This window comes from uncultured Salegentibacter sp. (assembly GCF_963972535.1).
GTDB lineage: Bacteria > Bacteroidota > Bacteroidia > Flavobacteriales > Flavobacteriaceae > Salegentibacter.
On the sequence record NZ_CAXAVR010000033.1, the window covers coordinates 1 to 24,331 of the forward strand.

19 protein-coding genes are annotated in these 24,331 nt (G+C 37.4%); 15 read left to right on the top strand and 4 right to left on the bottom strand.

Annotated features, from left to right (window positions below; all coding sequences use genetic code 11):
- Positions 1–54: 54 nt before the first annotated feature.
- Positions 55–474, bottom strand: a complete 420-nt coding sequence (locus AACZ30_RS06245) for a nucleoside-diphosphate kinase (protein WP_079713956.1) — start codon at positions 472–474, stop codon at positions 55–57.
- Positions 475–833: 359 nt separating this feature from the next.
- Here AACZ30_RS06245 and AACZ30_RS06250 point away from each other — a divergent pair, with 359 nt between their 5' ends.
- The 3 genes from AACZ30_RS06250 to AACZ30_RS06260 are packed head-to-tail and all read left to right on the top strand — an operon-like array spanning position 834 to position 3,568.
- The gene (locus tag AACZ30_RS06250) at positions 834–1,844 is read left to right on the top strand and encodes a bifunctional oligoribonuclease/PAP phosphatase NrnA (RefSeq protein ID WP_339648324.1); all 1,011 of its coding nucleotides are present in this window, start codon (positions 834–836) and stop codon (positions 1,842–1,844) included.
- Positions 1,844–2,404, top strand: coding sequence for a gliding motility-associated peptidyl-prolyl isomerase GldI (gldI, locus tag AACZ30_RS06255; RefSeq protein WP_339648325.1), 561 nt, complete (start codon positions 1,844–1,846; stop codon positions 2,402–2,404). Before AACZ30_RS06250 ends, gldI begins: the two co-directional genes overlap by 1 nt.
- A 42-nt stretch (positions 2,405–2,446) precedes the next feature.
- Complete coding sequence (locus AACZ30_RS06260; RefSeq protein ID WP_208226136.1) at positions 2,447–3,568, top strand: peptidylprolyl isomerase; 1,122 nt, start codon at positions 2,447–2,449, stop codon at positions 3,566–3,568.
- A 78-nt stretch (positions 3,569–3,646) separates the two neighbouring features.
- Here AACZ30_RS06260 and AACZ30_RS06265 read toward each other — a convergent pair whose 3' ends face one another.
- Complete coding sequence (locus tag AACZ30_RS06265) at positions 3,647–5,107, bottom strand: aminoacyl-histidine dipeptidase (RefSeq protein WP_339648326.1); 1,461 nt, start codon at positions 5,105–5,107, stop codon at positions 3,647–3,649.
- A gap of 239 nt (positions 5,108–5,346) precedes the next feature.
- Between AACZ30_RS06265 and AACZ30_RS06270 the strand changes: the two genes are divergently transcribed.
- The 8 genes from AACZ30_RS06270 to AACZ30_RS06305 all read left to right on the top strand — a co-directional run bounded on the left by AACZ30_RS06270 (position 5,347) and on the right by AACZ30_RS06305 (position 17,064).
- The gene (locus tag AACZ30_RS06270; protein ID WP_339648328.1) at positions 5,347–6,420 is read left to right on the top strand and encodes a DUF3810 domain-containing protein; all 1,074 of its coding nucleotides are present in this window, start codon (positions 5,347–5,349) and stop codon (positions 6,418–6,420) included.
- 132 nt (positions 6,421–6,552) lie between these two features.
- On the top strand, positions 6,553–9,546 hold the full coding sequence (locus AACZ30_RS06275) for an amidohydrolase family protein (protein WP_339648329.1): 2,994 nt from the start codon (positions 6,553–6,555) through the stop codon (positions 9,544–9,546).
- A gap of 15 nt (positions 9,547–9,561) precedes the next feature.
- Complete coding sequence (locus tag AACZ30_RS06280; RefSeq protein WP_339648330.1) at positions 9,562–10,863, top strand: amidohydrolase family protein; 1,302 nt, start codon at positions 9,562–9,564, stop codon at positions 10,861–10,863.
- A gap of 101 nt (positions 10,864–10,964) precedes the next feature.
- Positions 10,965–11,759: an RNA methyltransferase gene (locus tag AACZ30_RS06285; RefSeq protein ID WP_075327491.1), complete on the top strand. Its 795-nt coding sequence runs from the start codon at positions 10,965–10,967 to the stop codon at positions 11,757–11,759.
- 51 nt (positions 11,760–11,810) lie between these two features.
- The gene (locus tag AACZ30_RS06290; RefSeq protein WP_339648331.1) at positions 11,811–13,049 is read left to right on the top strand and encodes a M48 family metallopeptidase; all 1,239 of its coding nucleotides are present in this window, start codon (positions 11,811–11,813) and stop codon (positions 13,047–13,049) included.
- Positions 13,050–13,084: 35 nt separating this feature from the next.
- Positions 13,085–15,295 carry a bifunctional (p)ppGpp synthetase/guanosine-3',5'-bis(diphosphate) 3'-pyrophosphohydrolase gene (locus AACZ30_RS06295; RefSeq protein ID WP_093303616.1) on the top strand — a complete coding sequence of 737 codons (2,211 nt, stop codon included), beginning with the start codon at positions 13,085–13,087 and terminating at the stop codon, positions 15,293–15,295.
- A gap of 29 nt (positions 15,296–15,324) precedes the next feature.
- Positions 15,325–15,780, top strand: a complete 456-nt coding sequence (locus AACZ30_RS06300) for a transcriptional repressor (protein ID WP_037315154.1) — start codon at positions 15,325–15,327, stop codon at positions 15,778–15,780.
- A 12-nt stretch (positions 15,781–15,792) separates the two neighbouring features.
- On the top strand, positions 15,793–17,064 hold the full coding sequence (locus AACZ30_RS06305; RefSeq protein ID WP_208226142.1) for an adenylosuccinate synthase: 1,272 nt from the start codon (positions 15,793–15,795) through the stop codon (positions 17,062–17,064).
- Positions 17,065–17,164: 100 nt separating this feature from the next.
- Here AACZ30_RS06305 and AACZ30_RS06310 read toward each other — a convergent pair whose 3' ends face one another.
- Both AACZ30_RS06310 and AACZ30_RS06315 read right to left on the bottom strand, forming a co-directional pair.
- Complete coding sequence (locus AACZ30_RS06310) at positions 17,165–17,998, bottom strand: ferritin-like domain-containing protein (RefSeq protein ID WP_339648333.1); 834 nt, start codon at positions 17,996–17,998, stop codon at positions 17,165–17,167.
- 26 nt (positions 17,999–18,024) lie between these two features.
- Positions 18,025–18,768, bottom strand: coding sequence for a ferritin-like domain-containing protein (locus tag AACZ30_RS06315; protein WP_339648334.1), 744 nt, complete (start codon positions 18,766–18,768; stop codon positions 18,025–18,027).
- A 239-nt stretch (positions 18,769–19,007) separates the two neighbouring features.
- On the opposite strand from AACZ30_RS06315, the gene AACZ30_RS06320 reads away from it, so the two are divergent.
- The 4 genes from AACZ30_RS06320 to AACZ30_RS06335 all read left to right on the top strand — a co-directional run.
- A complete protein-coding gene (locus AACZ30_RS06320) occupies positions 19,008–20,909 on the top strand; it encodes an OstA-like protein (protein WP_339648336.1) in 1,902 nt (633 codons plus the stop codon).
- Positions 20,902–22,101, top strand: a complete 1,200-nt coding sequence (locus tag AACZ30_RS06325; protein ID WP_339648338.1) for an aspartate aminotransferase family protein — start codon at positions 20,902–20,904, stop codon at positions 22,099–22,101. Before AACZ30_RS06320 ends, AACZ30_RS06325 begins: the two co-directional genes overlap by 8 nt.
- 178 nt (positions 22,102–22,279) lie before the next feature.
- Positions 22,280–23,677: a tetratricopeptide repeat protein gene (locus AACZ30_RS06330; RefSeq protein WP_075327498.1), complete on the top strand. Its 1,398-nt coding sequence runs from the start codon at positions 22,280–22,282 to the stop codon at positions 23,675–23,677.
- A 40-nt stretch (positions 23,678–23,717) separates the two neighbouring features.
- Positions 23,718–24,331 (top strand): DUF368 domain-containing protein (locus AACZ30_RS06335; RefSeq protein ID WP_339648339.1); only part of this gene is annotated, 614 nt, incomplete at its 3' end.

Genomic DNA, 24,331 nt, shown 5'->3' on the forward strand with positions numbered 1-24,331 from the left:
AAAAAAGCCATCAGCGAATAACTGATGGCTTTTATATTACTTAAAAAGTTCTGCTTAGAACATCTCTCTACCTGAAAAATGGAAAGCAGCTTCAATCTGTGCGTTTTCGTCGCTATCACTTCCGTGTACAGCATTTTCACCTACAGATTTCGCGTATTTTTTTCTTATAGTTCCTTCAGCAGCATCTTCTGGATTTGTTGCTCCAATTAAAGCTCTAAAGTCTTCTACGGCATTGTCTTTTTCTAACACAGCCGATACGATTGGCCCACGAGTCATAAACTCTACCAACTCTCCAAAGAAAGGACGTTCGTTGTGTACTGCATAAAATTCTTCAGCATCAGCGGTAGTCATTTGAGTCATTTTCAAAGCTACAATTCTAAATCCTGAAGCGGTAATTTGCTCTAATATTGCACCTACATTCCCGGCTTCAACAGCATCGGGCTTTATCATGGTGAATGTTCTTTTTCCTGCCATCTTATGGTTTTTTAAATTTTGGCAAAAATAATTAAATAAGCTGCAAATACAAGCTCCTTTAAGTTTTATATGAATTTAGCTTTCAGGCTGCTGCATTTTTTAAAGCCTAAATAGAAAAAAGCTTAGAAAGAGCGATAAAATTACCTTCATTTTTTGTTGATTTGTTGAATACAAAAATACAGATTGGTTTTTTAAGCTGGTATTAATAAATTGTATCTTTACTGATTACTCGCCGGGCAAGAGATTGAATTACAGCGCTGGGTTTTTCACTAAAGGAAATGAAATTTGAAACTTTTTTGTTTCATATTTTTCAACATAATACCTTGAGGATTTATCCCGGTGGTATTTTATATTAAATTATGATAGAACAAGCAATTTTAGAGATCACTGCCGAACTTTCCCAGGCTAAAAATATAGTTATTGTACCACACAAAGGCCCCGATGGTGACGCCATGGGATCTACCTTAGGTTTAATGCATTTTTTAAGGGATAAAGGCCATAAGGTAAATGTGATTTCACCAAACGATTATCCCAGGTTTCTAAAATGGCTACCGGGAAATGATGAGGTAATTATCTATGAAAAAGATAAAGTAAATGCCGAAAATCTTATAAATGAAGCCGACCTGGTTTTTGCTCTGGATTTTAATCATCTAGACCGCTCTGGCGATATGCAGGAGATCTTAACAGCTTCGCAAGCTGTTTTTATTATGATAGACCACCACAGGGAACCCTCAGACTTTGCTAACTATACCTATAGCGATGCCGAAATGAGTTCTACCTGCGAAATGGTGTATCATTTTATTGATAAATTACGCGCCGTACATAAAATCACTCCCGAAATCGCCACCTGCCTTTATGTAGGTATTATGACTGATACGGGCTCGTTTAGATTTAGTGCCACCAGTGCCGAAACACACCGCGTGATAGCCGATTTAATTGATAAAGGAGCGGTAAATCACGAAATTCATAACAATATATTTGACACCTATAATGAAGACCGGCTTCAGCTTTTAGGAACTGCGCTGCAAAACTTACGAGTAAAACCTCAGTATAAAACGGCTTACATAACTTTAACTCAGGAAGAGCTGGATAAACATAATTTTCAAAAAGGAGATACCGAAGGTTTTGTAAATTACGGCCTGGCGATAGAAAAGGTAGTTTTTGCCATAATTTTTATTGAAAATAAACAAGAGGGAATTATTAAAATTTCATTTAGATCTAAAGGTAATTTTAACGTAAATGAATTTGCCAGGGCTCATTTTGAAGGCGGAGGCCACAATAATGCGGCCGGAGGTAAAAGTGAACTTTCTATGGAAGACACCATCACAAAGCTTAATACCATTCTTCCCAGTTATAAGGAATTGCAATAATGAATAAATGTCTAATTTTTATAGCAATACTCGCTTTGGGAGCCTGTAAATCTCCTGAAGCCCGTTACCCTGTAACCCAAAAATCGGGTTCTCACTTTAGCGAATCTATTGCTAAAAACCAGGAATTACTGGAAAAAGAAATAACACTTATTAAAACTGCCATACAAAGGGATTCTACAAGAGAATATCACTCTTCTCAAGATGGTTTTTGGTATGCTTACCATAAAAAAATTGAAGATTCTATCAATACAACCACACCAGAATTTGGCGATATAGTAGAATTCGATTATAGCATTTCCACCTTAAATGATGAAGTGATTTATGCCGAAGGAGAAAAAGCTACCAGAACTTATGCCATAGACCAGGAAAAACTTTTTAGCGGCTTAAGACAGGGCATAAAATTAATGAAGCAAGGAGAAACCGTAACTTTTTTATTTCCTTCGTATAAAGCTTTTGGATATTATGGAGATAAAAATAAAATAGGTACAAACTGGCCTTTAAAAACAAAAGTCACCCTCAATAATATTACTGAAAAAGAAGAAATTCAAAATCAACAATAAGTAAACCCGGGCTTTATTAAGCCTTTTTAATTTTTATAATAAATGAGAACCAGTAAATTTTTATTACTATTTGCCGTGGTATTTACCATGTTTGCGTGTAACGACGAATATCCAGATCTAGAAGATGGGATGTATGCTGAATTTAAAACCAATTACGGAACTTTTGTTTCTGAACTTTACTTTGAACAAACTCCAATAACCGTAGCCAGTTTTGTTTCCCTTGCCGAAGGCAATAACAAAATGGTAGACAGCACCCATAAAGGCAAAAATTATTACGACGGCTTAACTTTTCACAGAATTATAGACGGTTTTGTTATACAGGGAGGTGATCCCACTGGAACCGGGAGTGGTGGCCCAGGCTACAAATTTCCAGATGAAATTGTAGATAGCTTAAGTCATGATTCTAAAGGAATTCTTTCTATGGCTAATGCCGGCCCGGGCACTAACGGAAGTCAGTTTTTTGTTACACTTGCTCCTACTCCAAACCTTGATGGCAGGCATACTGTTTTTGGGAAAGTTGTAGAAGGCCAGGATGTTGTAGATTCTATAGGGAAAGTTGAAACAGGCCCAAGAGATAAGCCAGTAAAGACGGTTACCATGGAAGAGGTAAACATTATTAGAAAAGGTAAAGCCGCCAAAAATTTTGACGCTCCTACGGTATTTGAAGAAGAACTACAGGCAGTAAAAGATAAGGAAGATGCCGAAGCTAAAAAGCGGCAGGAAGCTAAAGCAGCCCAGGCTGAAGAATTTGAAAGCCACGAAGGTGATGCTGAAACATTAGATAGCGGACTAAAAATTTACTATTTAAATGAAGGTGAAGGTGAAAAACCCAAAACCGGACAAATGGTAGAAGTGCTTTACGAAGGCTATTTTAGTGACGGTGAAATCTTTGATACAAACAAAGAAGAACTGGCCAAAGAAATGGGCTTATTTAACGAAGCAAGAAAAAACCAGGGTGGTTACGGTCCCATGACAGTAGTTTACGGTCCAGATGCTCCTATGATTCCAGGATTTAAAGAAGGCATTCAGCAATTAAAAGTTGGAGATGAAGCTTTACTTTATATCCCAAGCCATTTAGGTTATGGAGAAAGAGGAGCCGGTGGCGTAATTCCTCCAAACACCGATCTTGTTTTTAAAGTAGAATTGGTAGGTATACAGGAATAATTTCCTGAATTTATATATAAGAAAGGCTGTTTGAAAATGATTACTCAAACAGCCTTTTTACTTACTAAATATTCCCAATTATTTCTTCGGAATATTCTTTAAAACTTCAATTAAAAATTTCCAGTACTTCTGGGCTGAGGAAATACTTGCGCGTTCATCAGGTGAATGTGCCCCTCTAATGGTAGGCCCAAAAGAAATCATATCCATTTCAGGATAATGGTTTCCAATTATTCCACATTCCAAACCAGCGTGGCAGGCTGCAACATCGGCTTTCTCATTATGCAGGTTTTGATATAATCCATCTACAACTTTTAAAATTGCAGAATTAGGATTTGGTGCCCAACCCGGATATTCCCCAGATAATTTCACCTTAAATTTCGCCAGCTCAAAGGTTGCTTCCAAACTATTGGCCAAATCATCTTTTGAAGATTCTACCGATGATCTTGTAAGACAGTTAATTTTCACTTTTCCATCCCCAACTTTTACGCTGGCAATATTATTAGAAGCTTCAACCAAACCTTCAATATCAGGACTCATTCTGTAAACTCCATTATGCGCTGCAGAAATTGCTTTAACTACTTCTTGCTGATCTTCCACTTTCATTACTTCGTTTGGAACTTCGGTTTCAGAAATTTCAATATCCATATTAGGTTCCAGAGAAGCAAATTCAGCTTTAATCTCACGCACCTGCTGAATAATTTCAGTTAAAAAAGTTTCGGTATTAGATTTATCTACCACCACAATAGCTTCGCTTTCACGAGGAATGGCATTTCGTAATCCGCCACCTTTTATGCTGGAAACGCGCAAACCGAAATCCCGATTAGAATCAAAAAGTACACGTGCCATAATTTTATTGGCATTGGCCAGACCTTTTATAATATCCATCCCAGAATGCCCGCCTTGCAAACCTTTTACTTTTATTTGGTAACCAACCGAATTATCGGGTGTGTGCTCTACTTCATAATCCCTAACCGCAGTAATATCTACGCCGCCGGCACATCCAATCCCAATTTCATCATCTTCTTCGGTATCCAGATTTAAAAGAATATCTCCTTCCAGTAAATTAGAATCCAAACCTTTTGCACCGGTCATCCCGGTTTCTTCATCTATCGTAAATAAAGCTTCAAGAGCAGGATGCTGAATATCGTTACTTTCTAATATCGCCATCATACTGGCAACGCCCAGGCCGTTATCGGCTCCCAGGGTTGTTCCTTTAGCCCTAACCCAATCTTCATCTACATACATATTGATTCCGCTGGTTTCAAAATCAAAATCGGTATCGTTATTTTTCTGGTGCACCATATCTAAATGCGCCTGCAGTACTATAGGTTTTCTATCCTCCATCCCCGAAGTAGCAGGTTTTTTTATAACCACATTTCCGGTTTCATCTACCAGGGTTTCCAGGTTAAGTTTGTTTCCAAAGTTTTTCATAAACTCAATAACCCGCTCTTCTTTTTTTGAAGGTCGTGGTACCTCGTTTAGATCGGCAAATTTATTCCATAAGATTTTCGGCTCTAATTCCCTTATTTCTTCGTTCATTGTTTTATATTTTGGTCTTTCACAAAGGTATTGGTAATAAACAAAGAAGGAAAATTTACAAGCTTTTTAAAACTTATTTAACCAAATGAAGAACAGTTATTTAAAATTTTAAGCCGTGTTTTGCTAATAATTGTAATTTTAAAAAGCAAACTACCCTGTAGCAAGCTCTTGAAGCAATTATAGAAAATAATGTTATTAATTTCGAGACAGATCTCGGAGAATAAAATCTCGATTATCGAGTGAAGAAAAAAGGACTTTATATTTTAGCATTTCTGCTCCCCGTGCAGATCATTTTTATCTTTTTCCTGGCCGGACATCCCGAGCTGGTAGAAAATTGGTACAGCCGATTTCTATACCCTGAATTTTCAAAATTAATGCGCTATGGGCACGGATTTTTACCGTTTTCTCTTGGTGATCTCTTATATACTTTCTTCGGAATTTTAATAATTCGTTGGCTACTAAGACGTTTTAAGCAAAAATTTAGAAACCCTCGTTTTTGGGTGATAGATGTTCTTGCTGTATTATCAGTAGTATATGCCTGTTTTCATATTTTCTGGGGATTTAATTATTACCGCTTACCGCTTCACGAAGCTTTAGAAATTGAAAACGATTATACCACCGAAGAGCTTTATCAACTTTCAGAAATATTAATTATTGAGTCTAACAAACTCCACAATCAACTAACGGAAAATGATTCGGTTAGCGTGGTAATTCCCTATTCTAAAAATGAAATCTTTGAAAAAACAATAGAAGGTTATACCAATATTAGCAAAGATTTCCCTGAACTTACCTATAAAGGAGAATCGCTAAAACGCTCCTTATATAGCATACCGCTTTCTTATATGGGCTTCAATGGTTATCTAAATCCGCTAACCGGGGAAGCCCAGGTAAACACCCAAATTGTACCTTATAAAATCCCCACCACTGCCAGTCACGAAATTGGACATCAATTAGGATTTGCAAAAGAGAATGAAGCTAATTTTATTGCCTGCCTTAGCACCATGAATCATCCTGATGCTTATTTCAGGTATTCGGGATATACGTTTGCTTTACGATATTGTTTAAATGAATTATACCGAAGGGATCCGGATAAGTTTAAAAATTTAAAGGCGAAAATGAATCCGGGTATTTTAGAAAACTACCGGGAAGTAGAAGAATTCTGGTTGGCGCATCAAAATCCTTTTGAACCCATATTTCAGGCATTTTACAATCGCTTTTTAATTGTAAATAACCAGGCCGATGGAATGAAAAGCTATAGTTATGTGGTAGCACTTTTGGTGAATTATTTTTCAGAAGAAAAGAATAGACTTTAACCTAATAATTAATGAAATAGTTAGTAAGAAAAATAAATTCTCATATAGTTCAAAAACCAATTTCGGCTTTGTTATAATTTTCTTAATTTACCACCTTTAATTTCTAAGCCACATTTAATTCAGCTACAATTTATGAAAATAAGACTTTTACTATGTCTGGTATTTCTGGTCAGTTTGCAAAGCAACGCCCAGGAATACTTCCCCAAAAACGACGGGGTTAAAAACCCACAAACCAATTACACGGTATTTAAAAATGCAAAAATTCACGTAAGTCCGCAGCAAACAATAGAAAACGGAATGTTCGTGGTAAAAGATGGCAAAATTACTGCCATTGGTAAATCGGTTAGCGAACCACAAAACAGCATTGTTATAGATTTAAAAGGGAAAGAAGTTTATCCTTCTTTTATTGATCTTTACAGCAGCTTTGGAATAAAGGAACCTAAAGAAGCCAGTAACGGGAACGGCCAGCCGCAATATGATGCGAACCGGGAAGGCTATTACTGGAACGACCATATAAGGGCGGAAACCGAGGCGGTACAACACTTTAATTATGATGAAAAAACGGCAACTTCCCTCCATAAAGCAGGGTTTGGCGCCGTAAATACACACGTTCCAGATGGGATTATTCGCGGTACCGGGATGTTGGTAGCTTTAAATCCCGGAGGCACCGAGGGAGATAGAATTTTAAAAGATCGCTCGGCACAATACCTGTCTTTTGATAAAAGTAAATTGTCTCGCCAATCTTACCCTACTTCAACAATGGGTGCAATGGCATTAATTCGGCAGACATATTTAGATGCCGAATGGTACGGAAAAGGAAAATCTAACAACAAAGATTTAGCTTTAGAAGCTTTAAACCGAAATAAAAATCTGACTCAAATTTTCGCAACAGATAACCTATTGGATGCTTTAAGAGCCGGAAAAATAGGTAACGAATTCAATGTGAATTATGTGATCCTGGGAGACGGAAAAGAATATCAGCGTCTAGAGGAAATTAAAGAAACCGGAAGCACTTTTATTGTGCCCCTTAATTTCCCCGATGCTTACGATGTGGAAGACCCTTTTATGGCAGAACACGTGACTATAGATGAAATGAAAACCTGGAACCAGGCCCCGGCAAACTTAAAAATGCTTGCAGAAAATGATATTCCTTTTACGATCACGGCACACGATCTTGATGCTGAAAAAGATTTCAGAAATAATTTATTAAAAGCCGTTTCCTACGGTTTAAGTAAAGAAGATGCTCTTGCTGCCTTAACCACTACCCCTGCAAAAATTCTTGGCGAAGAAAATCGCCTGGGAACCTTAAAAGAAGGCGCGTGGGCTAACTTTATAATCACTTCAGGAGATTATTTTAATAAAGAAACAAGTGTTTTTGAAAACTGGATCCAGGGCGAAAAAACAGTGATCAATAAAATGAACACTACAGATATTACCGGAACCTACGATCTTAATTTAGAAGGAAAAACGTATGAATTAAAGATTTCAGGAAAACCTGAAGCTCCAAAGGCAAGTGTAAAATCTGGAGATACAAAATTAGGCGCAAAACTTAGTTTTTCTGATAATTGGATGAATTTATTGCTTTCTCCTGCCGATACTACCAAAACAGGTTTCACCCGTTTAGTGGCCAAAACCGAGGATAATAAAGAACAAATTTCTGGTACGGCTTATTTAAGCGATGGTTCAGAAGTTGATTTTTCAGCGACCAGGAAAGCTTCAACTGAAACCGCTGCAGCGGAAGAAGACGAAGAAGAAAACGGAGAAGATAAAGAGAAAGATATTCGCGAAATTATGCCGGTAAGTTTTCCGAATAAAGCTTACGGATTTTCAGAAATGCCTAAAGAAGAAACTATTCTTTTTAAAAACGCAACAGTTTGGACAAACGAAGCAGAAGGAATTTTAGAAAATACTGATGTTTTGGTGAAAAACGGGGAAATTTCCAGGATTGGAAAGAACCTTAACGCCGGAAATACCAAAGTGATAGATGCCACAGGAAAACATCTAACTTCAGGAATTATAGACGAGCATTCACATATTGCGGCTTCGGCTATTAACGAGGCCGGCCACAACTCTACTGCAGAAGTTACTATGGAAGATGTGGTAGATCCCACAGATATGAATATTTATCGCAATCTTGCAGGCGGGGTAACTACCGTACAGCTTTTACACGGTTCGGCGAATCCTATTGGCGGCCGTTCTGCAATTTTAAGGTTAAAATGGGGTGAAGATGCGGAAGATATGATTTTTGAAAACTCCCCTAAATTTATAAAATTCGCATTGGGTGAAAATGTGAAGCAATCTAACTGGGGAAGCCGTTCCAGGTTTCCACAAACCAGGATGGGTGTAGAACAGGTTTTTACCGATTATTTTACCCGCGCAAAAGAATATGAAAAGGCAAAACAAAACGACAAAGACTTTAGAAAGGACCTGGAAATGGAAACCCTTTTGGAGATCATTAATAGCGAACGTTTTGTTTCAGCGCACTCTTATGTTCAAAGCGAAATTAATATGTTGATGAAAGTCGCTGAAAATTTTGATTTCAGAATTAATACGTTCACGCATATTTTAGAAGGTTATAAAGTGGCCGATAAAATGAAGGAGCACGGCGCCGGCGGTTCTACTTTTTCAGACTGGTGGGCTTATAAATATGAGGTTAATGATGCCATTCCTTTTAATGCACCAATTATGCATAGCCAGGGAATAGTAACTGCAATTAATAGTGATGACGCAGAAATGAGCAGAAGATTAAACCAGGAAGCAGCAAAATCTGTGAAATACGGTGGAGTTTCTGAAGAAGAAGCCTGGAAATTTGTAACCTTGAATCCGGCAAAATTATTGCATATAGACGATCGCGTTGGAAGTGTAAAAACAGGAAAAGATGCAGATTTGGTTCTATGGTCAGATAATCCACTATCGATTTACGCCAAAGCCGAAAAAACTTTAATTCAGGGAAAAGTTTTCTTTGATATAGAGAGAGATAAAAAGTTGCGACAAGAAATTCAGCAGCAAAGAAGTGAATTAATTACCCAAATGTTAAAGGCTAAAAATAAAGGGCTAAAAACACAACCGGTAACAAAGAAAGAAGAACAACATATCCATTGTAATACCCTGGAAGAAATCCATTAAAAAGAAAAAATGAAGATGAAATATTTAGTACTACTCGCACTATTTACCTGTATAGGAAATTCTTTTGCGCAGCAAACACCTGCTTCTAAACAAACCGAAGCAATTACCATAGTTGGTGCCACCGCGCACTTAGGAAATGGTGAAATAATAGAAAATAGTTTAATTATTTTTGAAGATGGAAAAATCACCCAGGTGATGGATGCCACTGCTACAAAAATGCAATATCGCGGCCGTATTATTGAAGCCAAAGGAAAACACGCTTACCCGGGATTTATAGCACCCAACGCCACTTTAGGTTTAGTAGAAATTGATGCAGTTCGTGCTACCGATGATGAAGATGAGATAGGATCCATGCTTCCTCATATTAGAAGTATAATCGCTTATAATGCTGAAAGTAAGCTGGTAGAAAGTATGCGTCCAAACGGGGTTTTAATGGGGCAAATTGTACCAAGAGGCGGTAGAATTTCCGGCACTTCTTCTATTGTACAGTTTGATGCCTGGAACTGGGAAGATGCGGTTATTAAGGAGGATGATGGGCTTCACATAAATTGGCCAAGCAGTTTTACCCGTGGCCGTTGGTGGGCCGGGGAAGATCCCGGGATTAAACCCAGCGATGATTACCAGGAAGAACTTTTGGAGTTGGAAGAATTTTTTGCTTCTGCAAAAGCTTATTTGGAAGGAAACAGCGAAAAAACCAATCTTGCTTACAATGTGATGAAAAACGTTTTTAGCGGAGAAAAACGTGTTTTTATTCACGTAGACGGAAAAAAAGAAATACTGGATGTAATAGATTTTAAACAAAAACAGGAAATAGAACATTTAGTAATTGTTGGTGGTTATGAGGCTCATAAAGCTATTGAAGAACTTAAAGAGAATAACATTCCTGTTTTGGTTCAGCGTCCGCACGATCAGCCAAACAGTGAAGATCACGATTATGATTTTCCATATAAATTAGCCGGAATTCTTCATAATAAAGGTGTTTTAGTAGCCCTGGAAAGCAGCGGAAGTATGGAGCGGATGAATACCAGAAACTTACCTTTCTATGCAGGAACTGCCGGTGCTTACGGATTGGGTAAAGAAGAAGCTTTAAAATTAATTACTTCTAATACTGCTAAAATTCTTGGAATAGATGATATGGTGGGCACTTTAGAAAAAGGAAAAGATGCCACTTTATTTATTAGCGAAGGTGATGCCTTAGATATGCGCGGAAATATTTTAACCCACGCTTTTATCCAGGGCAGAGAAGTAAGTTTGGAAACTCACCAAACCGAACTTTACCAGCGTTATATGGAAAAATACGAGAGCGCCAGTAAATAAAAAATTTAAATATATTAAAGAGGTTAGCAACTATATCTAAGCAGGTATTTTGTTAACCTCTTTTTCTTTGCAATAGGTTTAAACTCCCTATTTTTACACCTATGGTTAAGCAAATTAGCAGTACACAAAATAAGGAGGTAAAACACCTACTTCAATTACAGGAAAAATCCCGGCTTCGCCGGAAAGAAGGCGTTTTTATGGTAGAAGGCCAACGGGAAATCGAATTGGCTTTAAAGGGCGAATTTGAACTAAAGGCAATTTATTTTTGCCCCGATTTAATAAGTTTTGAGAAAATTCAGGAATTTACTTCAGATGAATTTCAAGTAACTGAAATTTCTTCGGAAGTTTATGAAAAACTGGCTTATAGAAGCAGTACTGAAGGTGTTTTAGCCATTTTTAAAACCAAAGAAAATAATCTTCGCAGTATTAAATTTGAAACTAAAAACCCCTTAATTCTTGTGGCTGAAGCTCCAGAAAAACCGGGAAATATAGGTGCTATTTTAAGAACTGCCGATGCCGCAAAAGTAGATGCTGTTTTTATAGCAAACCCAAAAACCGATCTTTATAATCCAAATATCATCCGCTCCAGCGTGGGTTGTGTCTTCACCAACCAAATTGCTACCGGGAGTACTTCAGAAATTATTGATTTTTTAAAGGAAAATAATATTTCTATCTACGCAGCAGCTTTGCAAGCGTCAAAACCATACCACAACATCGATTTTACAAAATCTGCAGCAATTGTGGTGGGAACTGAAGCAACCGGATTAAGCGAAGAATGGCGCGAAAATTCCACGCAAAATATTATTATTCCTATGAGCGGTGAAATTGATTCTATGAATGTTTCTGTTGCAGCTGGAATACTTATTTTTGAAGCTAAAAGACAGCGCGGTTTTTAAAGAAAAACACCAAAATTTTTAAGTATAATTCAGCATTAAAATAAAAAGCCTTTGAATCCCCAAACCCTATTTTATATCATCATTGCCATTATAATTATCGATTTTATTATCGATAAAATTCTGGATACTTTAAACGCAAAACATTTTGATGATGCAATTCCGCAGGAACTCAGTGATGTTTACAACAAGGATGAATACGAAAAATCTCAGCGCTACAAAAAGGAACGTTACCGTTTTGGAATTATCACCTCCACTTTTTCCGTATTACTCACTTTAGGATTTATTATTTTTGACGGATTTGCCTGGGTAGATGACATCGCGAGAAATTTCACCGATAATGCAATTCTGGTCGCCCTTATTTTCTTCGGAATAATAATGATTGGTAGCGATATTCTTACCACACCGTTCTCCTGGTACAGCACTTTTGTGATAGAAGAAAAATACGGTTTTAATAAAACCACGAAAAAGACTTTTTTCCTGGATAAAATTAAAGGCTGGTTTATGATGATTATCCTCGGCGGCGGAATTCTTGCGCTTATCGTTTGGTTTTATCAATTTGCGGGTAATGATTTCTGGTGGTATGCCTGGATTCTCGTAGCGGTTTTTTCCATATTTCTCAATATGTTTTATGCAAAACTTATTGTGCCTTTGTTCAATAAGCAAAGCCCATTGAAAGAAGGTTCTTTGCGAACAAAAATTGAAACCTACGCCAAAAGTGTTGGGTTTACTTTAGATAATATTTTTATTATAGATGGTTCTAAAAGAAGTACAAAAGCCAATGCTTATTTTTCGGGCTTTGGTAAGGAAAAACGCATTACTCTTTTTGACACCCTGGTAAAAGATTTGGAAGAAGAGGAAATTGTAGCGGTATTGGCACACGAGGTTGGGCATTATAAAAAGAACCATATTATTGTGAATTTACTGGCTTCAATTTTAACTACAGGCTTTACATTGTGGTTGCTTTCGTTATTTGTAGGTAGCCCTGCCCTATCACAAGCGTTGGGTGTAGAAGAACCCAGTTTTCATATTGGTTTGATAGCTTTTGGAATTTTATACAGCCCAATTTCAGAAATTACAGGATTATTAATGAATTATTTATCCCGAAAGTTTGAATACCAGGCAGATAATTATGCGAAGAACACCTATGGTGCCGAGCCGTTAATTTCGAGTTTAAAAAAACTTACTAAAAACAGCCTGAGTAATCTTACTCCGCATAAAGCTTATGTTTTTATGCATTATTCGCATCCTACACTTTTACAAAGATTCAGAAACTTAAAGCGTGGTTTGTAGTTGTTTCTTTACCTACTTAATTGTACTTTTAAATTATGACAGAAGCAGCTATAGAAAAAGAAAACAAGCAAATTGCGCGGCAATATAAAGAACTGCTGCGCATAAGTTACCGTAGTTTAAGTGACGATGATAAAAAGCAAATTAGAAAGGCTTTTGATACCGCTGTAGATGCCCACAAAGATCAACGTAGAAAATCTGGCGAAGCTTATATTTTTCATCCAATTGCGGTGGCAAAAATTGTAGCTTCAGAAATTGGATTGGATGCCACTTCTATTATCGCCGCACTTTTACACGATGTAGTAGAAGATACCCAATACACGCTTAAAGATATTCAGGAAATGTTTGGAGAAACCGTAGCGACTATCGTAGACGGACTCACAAAAATTTCTAGTTTAAAGAAAGATAAAGATGTTTCGCTGCAAGCCGAAAATTTTCGGAAAATGCTGCTTACTTTGAATGATGATATTCGGGTAATTATTATCAAAATAGCCGATAGATTGCACAATATGCAAACTATGGATGCTATGAGACGGGATAAACAGGAAAAAATTGCTTCAGAAACCCTTTATATTTATGCCCCGCTAGCCCACCGAATAGGACTTTATAATATTAAAACCGAACTCGAAGACCTTGGTTTAAAATATACAGAACCTGAGGTGTACCACGAGATTCACACCAAAATAAAAGAAAGTAAAGAAGAGCAGGATGCTTATATTAGGGAGTTTTCTAAAGTAATTGAAGATTCCCTTACACAGGAAAATTTTGACTACGATATTAAAGGTAGACCTAAATCTATTTACTCCATTCATCGTAAAATGAAAGCTCAGAATGTAAGCTTTGACGAGGTTTACGATAAATTTGCCATTAGAATTATTTATAAAAGTGACCAGGCCAACGAAAAATTTCTCGCCTGGAAAATTTATTCAATAGTAACCGATCATTTTAGGCCAAACCCTACCCGGCTTCGGGATTGGATTTCTTCGCCTAAATCCACAGGTTACGAAGCGCTGCATATTACCGTTATGGGGCCAAAAGGTCGCTGGGTAGAAGTTCAAATTAGAAGTCAGCGTATGAATGAGATTGCTGAAAAAGGTTACGCAGCTCATTATAAATACAAGCAGGGCGATACTCAAGATGATCACGGAATAGAAGAATGGTTAAACCGGCTTCAGGAAGCCCTGGAAAATCCAGATGTAAATGCCGTAGATTTTGTAGAGCAGTTTAAGCTAAATCTTTATTCAAAAGAAATATTTGTATTTACACCACAGGGAGATTTAAAATCTTTACCAAAAGGCTCTACTCCTTTAGATTTCGCCTTTAGTATACATACTGAAATAGGTTTAAAAACACGTGGTGCCCGGGTTAACAATAAACTGGTGCCTTTAAGCCACGAGTTAAAAAGCGGAGACCAGGTAGAAATAATTACTTCAGAAAATGCACAACCCAATGTAAATTGGCTGGATTATGCAACAACTGCAAGAGCTCGTGCTAAGATAAAATCTTCTTTAAAAGACGAAAAACGGGAAATAGCAGAAGAAGGGAAAGCAATTCTTACCCGAAAATTACGAGCTCAAAAAATTCCGTTTAACGAGAAAATAATTAACGAGCTGGTGGTTCATTTTAACCTAAAAACCAGCCTGGATTTATTTTATCGTGTTGGAATTGGCAAAATTGATAATCAAAAACTTAAAGAATTTGCTGCATCCAGAAGTAACGCACTGGTAAGTTATATTAAGCGAAAGATCAAAAAACCGGTTATTGCTGAAGATCTTAATAAAGATGAAATAACTTCAAAATATGACCAACTTGTTTTTGGACGGGATGAAGATGAAACTTTAGAATATAAATTGGCGAATTGTTGCAACCCAATTCCGGGAGACCAGGTTTTTGGTTTTGTAACGGTAAACGATGGTATTAAAGTCCATAAGAAAAACTGTCCTAATGCGCTTCAGCTTCAAAGTAATTATGCCTATAGAATTATTCCTGCCAAATGGATAGACTCTTCTCAGCAAGACTTTAAAGCCGTGGTGAAACTAACCGGAATCGACAATTTAGGCCTGGTAAGTGAGATAACCCGGGAAATTTCCAGTAACCTGAATGTGAATATGCAAAAGATTAATTTTGAAAGTATAGACGGTGTTTTTAGCGGGCAAATTACACTAAGGGTTAAGAACAATGCGATACTTACAAAAATCATGAACCGACTCAAAAAAATTAACGGCATAGATAAGGTTAGCCGTGAATAATCCCATACCTTTGTAAGGTACAAAGAACTATGAGCAAAAAAGTTGTAAATAAGAACGATCAGGCAGTAGTTAAAAACGTTTTTACCAAGTATTTGGAAGAAAAAGGGCATAGAAAAACCCCCGAACGTTTTGCAATACTTCAGGAAATCTACAATAACGACGATCATTTTGATATAGAATCACTCTACATTAAAATGAAGAATAAAAAATACCGGGTAAGTCGTGCCACTCTCTATAATACCATAGAATTATTACTGGAATGCGGACTTGTAAGAAAACACCAGTTTGGACAAAACCAGTCTCAGTATGAGAAATCATATTTTGACCGGCAGCACGACCATGTTATTCTTACCGATACCGGTGAAGTAATAGAATTCTGCGACCCGCGTATTCAATCTATTAAAAAAACTATCGAAGAAGTGTTTGATATAGAAATAACCAAACATTCTTTATATTTTTACGGCAACAAAAAAACAACCAATTAACTTAAGATTTCAATGGCGGTAGATTTACTACTCGGTCTCCAATGGGGTGACGAAGGCAAAGGAAAAATTGTTGATGTACTCACCTCTAAATACGATATTATTGCTAGATTTCAGGGCGGGCCAAACGCAGGCCACACTCTGGAATTTGACGGCCAGAAACACGTATTACATACTATTCCTTCAGGAATTTTTCACGATGAAACCATCAACCTTGTAGGTAACGGTGTTGTGATAGACCCTGTAATTTTTAAAAAGGAACTGGACAACCTTAGCAAACATAATATAGATTACATATCTAAACTCCTTATTTCACGAAAAGCACATTTAATTTTGCCTACTCACAGGCTTTTAGATGCTGCTTCTGAAGCTTCTAAAGGCAAGGCCAAAATTGGTTCAACCCTTAAAGGTATTGGTCCTACTTATATGGATAAAACCGGAAGAAACGGAATTCGTGTAGGAGATTTAGAACTTTCTAACTGGAAGGAAAAATATAGAACCCTGGCCGATAAGCACGAAAAAATGATCAAATTCTACGATGTAGATGTTCAATATGATCTTGCCGAATTGGAAAAGGAATTTTTTAATGCGGTTAAAACGCTTAAATCACTAACTTTTATAGACAGTGAAGCTTATTTGCACGAGGCGCAAAAACAAGGAAAAACTATTCTGGCTGAAGGTGCCCAGGGATCTTTACTCGATATAGATTTTGGGACCTACCCTTTTGTAACTTCTTCTACCACTACTGCGGCAGGTGCCTGTACAGGTCTTGGTGTGGCACCAAATAAAATTGGCGAAGCTTACGGGATTTTTAAAGCATACACCACCCGCGTTGGAAGCGGCCCCTTCCCTACAGAGCTTTTTGATGAAGACGGTGAAACTATGGGACGGGTTGGTAACGAATTTGGTGCAACCACCGGTAGGGCCCGTAGATGTGGCTGGCTGGATTTAGTAGCTTTAAAATATGCGGTTCAGGTAAATGGAATCACCCAATTAATTATGATGAAAGGTGACGTACTTAGCGGATTTAAAACGCTTAAAGTATGTACCGCCTATAATTATAAGGGAAAGGAAATTCAACATTTACCCTATAATATTGAAGCAGAAAATGTAACACCTGTTTATACCGAAATTAAAGGTTGGGCAGCAGATCTTACAGGGATGACGAAGGCTAATGAACTTCCGAAAGAATTTAATGAGTATGTGGAATTTCTGGAAAAAGAACTGGAAATACCTATTAAAGTGGTTTCTGTAGGGCCAGACAGAACTCAAACTATAGAACGCTAAAAAAAAGCAATTATAAATTTAAAAAGCCGTTTCAGTTGAAACGGCTTTTTTTAGCACAAAAATTCTTAATAACAAAAAATTAGAATTGAGCCAATTATACTTATGACACAATAAATAATCCCGCGATTTGCTGGGCTACTTCTCCGCTTATGGGCTCATCGTAAGATTGTGATACCGCTTCGGCGCTAAATCCTGTAGCATCTACCAGGTTTACTCCACCCTGTACTACATTCTCTTCTCCATCGTACACAGCCTGCGTTGCTTCTGGCATTCCCGGTCCGCGATTGTTTAAAGTGATCCAACCAAGTGCATTCTCGTTAGTATTATCTCCTAAAACATCGGCTCTTAACCTTCTTATTTCAGATGCATGCCTTGCTTCTACAGAATGAATTTGTAATGCAGGTGTCAAAAATTCGGTGCCCATTAAATTTGTAGCCTGTCCTTTATAGGCTCTCACCCCGGTATCTTCAAACGCCTGGGCTAAAGCTAATAATTGGGCATACGCCATATCATTATTTGGATTAAATGGATCGAAAGCTCCGCCAGCAGTAAAATCGAATTCTGGTGAATCTACTGAGTTGTCACCCAAACCTGCCTTTAGAAACTCAACATGAGCAGATTCGTGTTTTGATATTTGGTTATATACCGCTTCGGCTCTTCCACCGCTTGGTAATACTCCAGAATCTAATGCTTTTATATAGAATTCAGCTTCAAGATATTCTAAGGTAAGTGCCAGTTGTAATGCACCTATAGCATCATTACCACTACTTTGTGCAAATGCCTTTCCGGAGGTTGAAGCAAGGCCAAAAGGTACAGCTACCATAGCCGCCTTTTTCCCTAAATTCCCTAAGCTACCAAGCATTTCTCTTCTTGAAGAAGACTTTTTGATAAGGTCTTCTGAAGTAAATTCATCTAAAAATTTTATAATATTCATAATATTGTTTTTAAGTTGATTAATACTTATTGAGGTAAGTTATTAGCGGTAAACGGGGTCACTACAAAGCCCGTAGCTCCCACTTCGCTAAGAATGGTTTGTGGGTCTTTGGCGAGATCTAAACCATTACTATCAATAATATCATCACCTGCGAAAGCGGTATCGTGTTCAAGATATATAGACCTTATAGCAGCCGCATGTCTTGCTTCTACCGAAACTATTTTTCCGGCAATTACTAAAAAATCTGGTGTTTGCAGTAATCTACCTGCTCCATTATATGCTGCCACGCCGGTATCTTCCAGGACACGGGCTGTAGCCAGTACAGAATCTCTGTCGGCAAAATTTACACTGCTAAAATCAAATTCAAGTTCTGGTAAAACCTGGCTGGCTTCAGCATTTGCATTAATTGCAGCTTTAAAGAATTCTCTATGAATAACCTCGTGGTCATAGAGATCTTCCAGAATCAATTTCTCCTCAGCAGTCGCTCCGGCCCAGTAAGAACCATCTAATACGTTGGTATAAAACGCAGCTTCCAGTTGCTCCAGGGCGTAAGCATAATTTAAAATACCAACATCGCCACTACCCAGGTCAAACACTTCTCCTGGCATAGGTTCGGGATTATTAACATCATCATCACTGCTACATCCATAAAGTAATAATCCTGAACCCGCCATAGCGAGTCCTCCCATTTTTAGAAATCTTCTTCGGGATTTGCTGTTTTTTACCGGCTTCACAGAAACTGCATCAACCTTAATACGTGGTTTTTCCATAATTTAATTTTTAGTTGTTTCCTATACTTACGCAGTAATTCCGGCAACGGTTTTTGTATTAGCGTTAAAGTTTTCTAAATAAAAATGGAAACACCTTAAAACTTATGAAGTTTATTAAGCATTGATTTGGTAATTAAAGATTCATTTTGCGTTATTCCATTATATAATCTGATTACGGACTTACGACAATTACCATTATGGATGGCAGAATTTTAATTACTTTTGAAAAAATTTTCACCTTGAAAAAATTCATTCTTTTTATAGTATTTGCCTTTTTGGTTTTTCCGGCTTTAACTCAGGCGCAGGAAGCAAAAGAAATTGACTATAGTGCCGATAGAAATATTCAGGATGAAAAATATCCAGGGGCCTTTGTTTTAAGCAAAGTTGAAAACCAGGTGTATTTTAAGCACGAAGGTATAGAGGTTTGGTGCGATCTCGCCATTCATTATAAAGATGAAAACTTCTTCAGGGCTTTTGGCAATGTGAGAATGCAACAGGGCGATACCGTAAAATTAAATAGTAATTATGCGGAGTATAACGGAAACTCCCAGTTTGCCTTCGCCAGTGGTGAGGTGGTGATGAAGCGCCCCCAAACCACCCTGGAATCTGACAGTCTTTTCCTTGACCGGCTAAAACAACAGGCTTATTACAGAAGCGGTGGTAAAGTAATAGACACCGGCGGGGTGATTACCAGTAATATTGGTCGGTATTTTATGGAAGATGATAAATATTCTTTTGTTTCAGATGTAGTGCTTACCAATCCCGAATACATCATCAATTCAGAACAACTTGATTTTTATGGCGAAACCGGCCACGCATATCTGTATGGCCCTTCAACCATAGAAAGTGAAACCAGCACTGTTTATTGTGAACGTGGCTTTTATGATACCAGGGGTGATACCGGTTATTTTGTAAAAAATTCAAAAATAGATTACGAAAACAGAACGGTTAAAGGCGATAGCATGTATTTTAACCGGAATACCAATTTTGCTTCTGCTACGAATAATATTGAAGTAATAGATACCATTAACGAGAGTGTCGTCACAGGGCATTATGCTGAAGTTTTTCGGGATAAAGATTCGGTTTTTATTACTAAAAGAGCGGTTGCAGCCAGCGTTCAGGATAGGGATTCATTGTTTATTCACGGTGATACCATAATGATCACCGGAAAACCTGAAAAAAGAATAATTCGCGGATTTTATGATGTTAGACTTTTCAAAAGCGATATGAGCGGGAAGAGTGATTCGGTACATATAAATCAGAAAACCGGTCTAACCAAAATGATCAATATTACCAGCGGTCCGGTTACTTCTGTCACTAAGCGCCGAAGTCCGGTGCTTTGGAGCGGTCTTAGTCAAATGACGGGAGACACTATCCATTTGCAAAGCAACACCAAAACCGAACAGCTTGATTCTATGCGGGTTTTTAACAATGCCTTTCTTATTCAAAAAGATACTATAGATGGGTACAACCAGGTAAAAGGAATGGACCTGGTAGGATTATTTGAAGACAATGAGCTATATCAGGTAGATATTAATAAAAATACCGAAACCCTTTATTACAGCCGTAATAGCGACCAGGAACTTATTGGGATTAACAAAACCCTCTCCAGTTCTATTAAAATCCTTTTTGAAGAACGGGAAATTGAAGATATTTATTACTACCAGAATGTTGACGGGAATTTAACCCCGGAAGAAGATTTCCCCGTAAATGTTCGGGAATTAATTGGTTTTAACTGGCGGGGCGATGAGCGATTACTTACAAAAGAAGATTTGTTTAAAGGCAAACCGGTGCCCGAATTGGTTAAAATTGAAGGAATCCCGTTGCCGGAAGAAGATGAAGCGTTTTTTGATGAACGCGAAGAAGGAGACGATATGCTGCTTAACGATAAATCCAGACTTAAACCCGAAGACCTTCAAAACAGGGCAAAAGATAGTATTCCGCAGCTAAAAGATGCACAGCAGTTAATTAATACTGAAAACGGAGATGAAGAAAATGCAGCTAAAACTGAAGCCGAAGAATTACAAAATAGGCTAAGAGATTCTATCCCTCAATTAAAGAAGCAACAGGAAATGATTAAAGCTACAGAGCAAGAAAATAAAGCTAATCCTGAAGCTGAAGAAGATCAAAAAGATGAATAAAGATTTCCTGAGATACCAGGCACAAACCACTCCCCATCCTTTAGGTTTGGAAGTGGAATCGGCCAAGGGTTCCTACATTTTTACCACAGATGGAAAAAAGCACCTGGATTTTGTAGCAGGGGTTTCAGCTTGTAGTTTGGGACATTGTCATCCAAAATTGGTAAAGGCAATAAAGGAACAAGCCGAAAAGTACCTACACGTTATGGTTTATGGAGAATACGCCCAGCAACCCGCCGTTGAATTAACCAGGTTACTGGCAGAACAATTCCCTAAACCTTTGGAAAAAACTTATCTCACCAATTCGGGTACCGAAGCTATTGAAGGTGCTTTAAAACTTGCACGGCGTTACACCGGAAGAGCTGAAATTATTGCAGCTCACCAGGCTTATCACGGCAATACCATGGGCTCCTTAAGCTTAATGGATTACGAAGAACGCCAAAAACCGTTTAGACCTCTTTTAGGTGGAATTTCTTTTATTCAGTTTAACGAAGAGAAAGATTTAGAAAAGATTACCGAAAAAACCGCGGCAGTAATCCTGGAAAGTATACAGGGTGGAGCCGGGTTTATACTTCCAAAAAATAATTATTTAAAAAAGATCAAACAACGTTGTGAAGAAGTTGGTGCCTTATTGATTTTAGATGAAATCCAGCCAGGCTTCGGCAGAACAGGAAAACTCTTTGGATTTCAGAATTTTGATATGGTGCCAGATATTGTTGCTTTAGGCAAAGGAATGGGCGGCGGAATGCCAATTGGCGCTTTTTCGGCTTCAGCTAAAATGATGGATAGCCTTTCTGACAATCCAAAAATGGGACATATCACTACCTTTGGGGGAAATCCTGTAATTGCTGCTTCAGCTTTAGCTACATTAAAAGAAATCACTTCATCAGACTTAATGTCAGAAAGCCTGGAAAAAGAAAAATTATTCAGAAAATTGCTGGTGCATCCGCTAATTTCAGAAGTAAGAGGAATGGGCTTAATGCTTGCTGTCATTACACCTTCAGAGGAAATCGCGAACCAGTTAATCTTAAAATGTAAAGATAAAAATCTTATTCTTTTCTGGCTTTTATTTGAGAAAAAAGCGGTGAGAATAACTCCTCCCCTCACCATTTCTGAAGAAGAAATAAAAGAAGGCTGTGGCATCATTATTGACGTATTGGAGGATATAATTAAGAAACAGGAAGCTGTTAATTAATTTGTTAACAACAATATTGATATTTGAGCTTTTTAACATTATTCATTTTTAATTTTAGGAAATACCTTAAAGCAGTGCCGCAAGGCATTTTATTCAAAAAGATCAATAATTCCGGTTTAACCTGGAATATATAAATCTCACTTAGTGAGTAAAGTAGAAATCCCGTAATTACCTACGTATGCAATTAAGCCATAACGACGAAAACAATTTCTCACTTTCCCGATTTGAATCTATGCTTAAAACTAACGACGTTTTATTCTTTGATTCAGCGGAATTTGAAGATATTATTAACTATTATTTAGAGAACGGGAAATTTGCATTGGCTAAAAAAGCCGTGAAATTAGGCCTGGCGCAGCATCCTACTTCTACCAACTTAAAACTCTTTAAAATAGAGATTTTAGTTTTTGAAGATAAATTAGATGTAGCCGAAGCAATGCTTACCGATTTACAACAATTGGAATCTTCTAACGAAGAAATTTATATACAAAAAGCACAAATTCTTTCTAAACGAGATCGCCACGCTCACGCCATTCAGGTTTTAGAAATGGCGCTTGATATTACCCTGGATCCTGCAGAAGTTTATTCCCTAATCGGCATGGAATATTTATTCCTTGAAGATTTTGAGAATGCAAAATTCAGCTTTATGAAATGCCTGGAAGCCGACGAAGAAGATTACTCGGCACTTTACAATATTATGTACTGTTTTGATTTTCTTGATCAAAAAACAGCAGCCATTGAATACCTGAATATGTATTTAGATAAAAATCCATATTGCGAGGTTGCCTGGCACCAGGTAGGAAAACAATATTTTGACCTAAAAGATTACGAAAAAGCATTATCGGCTTTCGATTTTGCCATAATTAGTGACGATTATTTTATTGGCGCTTATCTTGAAAAAGGAAAAGTTCTGGAAAAATTAGGCCGTTTTCACGAAGCTATAGAAAACTATCGTTTAACCCTGGAGTTAGACGATCCTACTTCTTTTGCATATTTGCGAATTGGAAAATGTTTTGAGAAATTAGGTTTAAACGAACTCGCCCTTAAACATTATAAAGATTGCGTACACGAAGATCCGCTTTTAGATAAAGGCTGGATTGCGATTACCGATTTCTATATTAAAAAGAAAAATTACCAGAAAGCGCTTTATTATATAAATAAGGCGATAAATATAGATGAGGAAAACGTTTTATACTGGAAACGTTACGCTAAAATTAATAACCGCCTTAAGTTTTTTGAAGAGGCCGAACGCGGCTATAAAAAAAGTCTTGATCTTGGTAATTATGAATTAGAAACCTGGGTTAGACGCTGCGATATCTTAATAGATCTTGGCGAATTTGAAACTGCTATTCAAAACCTTAATCAGGCGCTGGAATTTTATCCTGATACCGCCGAGATTGAATTTAGGCTGGCCGGTTTATACTTTAGCCATAATGAAGGAGAAAAAGCTTATTTTCACCTTAATAAAGGACTAAAACTAGATGCCGAATACTATATTGTAATAGAAGAATTATTTCCTCAAATCTTTAACCGAAAAAGTGTAAGACAAATTATAAATTCCTTTATAAACCTCTCTTAGTTATTTTACTAACTTTGAGCCGGAATTTTAATTTGTACACATGCAAAAAAGCTTTAAAGACCATCTTTCAATAACCCTAAAAGGTATGGCGATGGGCGCAGCAGATGTGGTTCCCGGAGTTTCGGGGGGCACTATTGCTTTTATTTCAGGAATTTATGAAGAATTAATCTCTACCATTAGTGGGGTAAATTTTTCGCTAATAACTACCTGGAAAAATAAAGGCTTTAAAGCCATGTGGCACCAACTTAACGGGCCTTTTATTTTAGCTCTTTTTATAGGAATTCTTATTAGTATTTTTTCATTGATGAGAATTGCGAATTATCTTTTAGAAAATCACCCGGTTTTAATCTGGTCTTTTTTCTTCGGTCTTGTACTTGCCAGTATTTGGTACGTTGGCAAACAAATCCCAAAATGGAATTTTAAAATTGTCCTTGCTTTGTTTATTGGAGCCGGAGTAGCTTTTTATATTGTTTCCCTGCCTCCAATGGCTGCAAACGATAGTAATCTATTCATCTTTTTTTCAGGTGCTATTGCAATTTGCGCAATGATACTTCCGGGAATTTCGGGCGCTTTTATTTTAGTGCTTTTAGGAGCTTATAAAAGAATTACTGAAGCCGCGCACGATTTTGATTTCCAAACCCTGGGAATCTTTGC